The sequence below is a fragment of the Streptomyces sp. NRRL B-24572 genome (assembly GCF_002156145.1).
Classification (GTDB): Bacteria; Actinomycetota; Actinomycetes; order Streptomycetales; family Streptomycetaceae; genus Streptomyces; species Streptomyces vietnamensis.
The window spans coordinates 1-3,360 of the sequence record NZ_MWIG01000864.1; the positions used below are offsets into that span (position 1 = coordinate 1).

The 3,360-nt window shown below is 71.9% G+C and carries 2 protein-coding genes; both read left to right on the forward strand.

Annotated features, from left to right (window positions below; genetic code table 11):
- Positions 1 to 1,485: beta-galactosidase (locus tag CCN56_RS37355; protein ID WP_086832151.1), on the forward strand; the 1,485-nt coding region annotated here is incomplete at its 5' end.
- Positions 1,486 to 1,617: 132 nt separating this feature from the next.
- Positions 1,618 to 3,204 carry an arabinogalactan endo-1,4-beta-galactosidase gene (locus CCN56_RS37360; protein WP_086832152.1) on the forward strand — a complete coding sequence of 529 codons (1,587 nt, stop codon included), beginning with the start codon at positions 1,618 to 1,620 and terminating at the stop codon, positions 3,202 to 3,204.
- Positions 3,205 to 3,360 lie beyond the last annotated feature (156 nt).

A 3,360-nucleotide genomic window follows, 5' to 3' on the forward strand; every position in this document is an offset into this window, starting at 1 on the left:
TCCGTGGACGCCGTCAACGAGGCCTGGGGCACCGCCTTCTGGGGCCAGCACTACGGCTCGTACGAGGAGATCGACCCGCCCCGCGCCACCCCCACCGTCGGCAACCCGGGCAAGCAGCTCGACTACCGCCGCTTCGCCGACGCCACCATCCGGGAGAACTTCCGGATGGAACGGGACATCCTCCACGAACTGACCCCGGACATCCCCGTCACCACCAACTTCATGACCGCCCTCAGCCAGTGCGATTCGATCGACTACTGGGCCTGGGGCCGCGAGGTCGACCTCGTCACGAACGACCACTACCTGATCACCGACGGCCGCCGCACCCACGTCAACCTCGCCATGGCCGCCGACCTCACCCGCTCCGTCGCCGGCGGCGCGCCCTGGCTGCTCCTGGAGCACTCCACCTCCGGCGTGAACTGGCAGGCCCGCAACCCGGCCAAGCGCCCCGGCGAGATGGCCCGCAACTCCCTCGCCCACGTCGCGCGGGGCTCCGAGGGCGCCATGTTCTTCCAGTGGCGGCAGTCCCGGCGCGGCGCCGAGAAGTTCCACTCGGCGATGGTCCCGCACGGCGGCACCGACACCCGGATCTGGCGCGAGGTCGTCGAACTCGGTGCCGGCCTGGAGGCCCTGGAGGAGGTGCGCGGCAGCCGGACCGTCCCGGACGTCGCCATGGTCTGGGACTGGCACTCCTGGTGGGCGCAGAACCTGGAATGGCGGCCGAACGAGGCCCACGAGGCCCGCGAGCGCGCCGACAGCTTCTACGAAGCCCTCTACGACCGGCACCTCACCGTCGACTTCGCCCACCCCGAGTCCGACCTCTCGGCCTACCCGCTGGTCGTCGTGCCCGCGCTCTACCTCACCACCGAGGCCGCCGGGCAGAACCTCCGCGAGTACGTCGAGAACGGCGGCACCCTCGTCGTCTCGTACTTCTCCGGGATCGTCGACGAGCACGACGCCGTCCACCCGGGCGCCTACCCGGGGGCCCTGCGCGAGGTCCTCGGCCTCACCGTGGACGAGTGGTCCCCGCTCCTCGACGACCAGCGCGTGACGATCACCGGGCCGGACGGCAGCACGCTCGTCGGAGACGTCTGGACCGAGTTCGTCCGCCCGCGCGGGGCGGAGACCGTGTGGACGTACGCGGACGGCCCGGCCGCCGGCGGGCCCGCCGTCACCCGGCACCGGCTCGGCCGGGGCACCGCCTGGTACGTCTCCACCCGCCTCGACGCGGCCTCGCTCGACGCCGTCCTCGCCGCCGCCTGCGAGGACGCCGGGGTCGCCCCGCGCACCGCGCTGCCGCACGACGTGGAGGTCGTGCACCGCGTCGGCCGGGACGCCCGGTACGTGTTCGCCCTCAACCACTCCGCCGAGGACGCCGAGGTGCCGCTGGGCGGCTCCGGCACGGAACTCCTCCACGGCGACGCGGCGGACGGCAGGCTCACCGTCCCGGCCGGGGCCGTCAGGGTCGTGCGCCTCGACGCCTGAGCCCACTTCGTCCCCCTCTGAACTCCCCGGGGGCGGCCCGCACCCGCTGCACCGCCCCCGGGTGAGCCGTACCACCGTGAGGAACCACCCCGTACCGCTCCCCCCGTCCGTCACCGTCGAAGGGACTCGACGATGCACCCCGCACGACACCGCAGCCGCGTCCGCCTGCGCGCCGCGGCCCTCGCCGCCGCGCTCGGCGCCCTGCTCCTGGCCCCGCTCCCCGCGGCGCACCGGGCCGAAGCCGCCTCCACCCTCACCAACACGGGCTTCGAGGCCGACGGCACCGGTACCGCCACCCCCTCCGGCTGGTCCACCTACTCCGCCGCCGGACAGAACTCCGCCTCCTTCACCGAGGCCGGCGGCCACACCGGCGGCTACCGCCTGAGCCACTGGTCCTCCGCCGCGTACAAGGTGGAGACGTACCAGTACCTCACCGGCCTCACCGACGGCAGCTACACGCTCAGCGCCTGGGTCCGCTCCGGCGGCGGGCAGAACTCGGCCTACCTCGCCCTGCGCAACTGCGGCTCCGCCGAGCAGCGCACCGACCTGCCGGTGACGTCGAGCGGCTGGATACGGATCGTCACCCCGGTCACCGTCGTCGGCGGGGCCTGCACGATCAGCATCAACTCCGATGCGAACGCGGGCGACTGGATCAACGTCGACGACCTCACCTTCACCTCCGGCACGACCGGTCTCGCCGTGAAGGGCGTCGACCTGTCCGCGCTGAAGAAGAGCGAGGACCTCGGCGGCACCTACAGGTCGAGCTCCGGCACCACAGGCGACCCGGTCGCCCTCCTCAGGAACTCCGGCGCCAACTACGGCCGGCTCAAGGTGTGGGTGAACCCGGCGGACGGCTACAACAACAAGGCCCGCGTCCTCGCGACCGCGAAGCGGATCAAGGCGCAGGGCATGAAGCTCCTCGTCGACTTCCACTACTCCGACGTCTGGGCCGACCCCGGGGCCCAGACCAAGCCCGCCGCCTGGTCGGGCCACTCGTACACCCAGCTCAGGACCGACGTGTACAACCACACGTACGACGTCCTGAACGCCCTCAAGGCGCAGGGCACCACGGCCGACATGGTGCAGATCGGCAACGAGATCAACACGGGCATGCTCTGGCCCGAGGGCTCCACGAGCAACTGGTCCCAGCTCGCCGGCCTGCTCAAGTCCGGCATCTCCGCCGCCAAGGCGGTCTCCCCGAACACCCAGATCGCCCTGCACCTCGCCAACGGCGGCGACAACACGCTCTACCGCACCTGGTTCGACAACGCGACCGCACAGGGCGTGGGTTACGACGTGATCGCGCTGTCCTTCTACGGCTACTGGCACGGCGCGCTGTCCTCGCTCCAGAGCAACCTCGACGACGTCTCGGCGCGTTACGGAAAGAAGGTGATGGTCGCGGAGACCGCGTACCCGTTCCGACTGGACAGCGAGGACGCCCACGAGAACATCATCGACCTCTCCTCCGAGCTGGTCTCCGGCTACCCGGCGAGCAGCGCGGGCCAGACGGCCTGGCTGCGGGACGTCATGAACGTCGTCGAGGCCGTGCCGAACGGCCGCGGCCTCGGCGTCATCTACTGGGAACCCACCTGGACGGCCGTCGCGGGCAACGGCTGGGACCCGGCCGACCCGGCCTCGGGCAACGGCTGGGAGAACCAGGCCCTGTTCGACTACGACAGCAGGCTGCTGCCGGCGGCGGGCGTGCTCGCGCACCGCTGACCCATGAGAAGGGGCGGGGACCCATGAGAAGGGGCGGGCTCGTTCGTGAGCCCGCCCCTTCCATGCGTTCCGGCTACCGCTCGGCCGGAGAGACGTCGTCCCGGCGCGAAGCCGGTGCGGGTGGCCTCGACGATCAGGCCGGCCCCGGGGATCCCG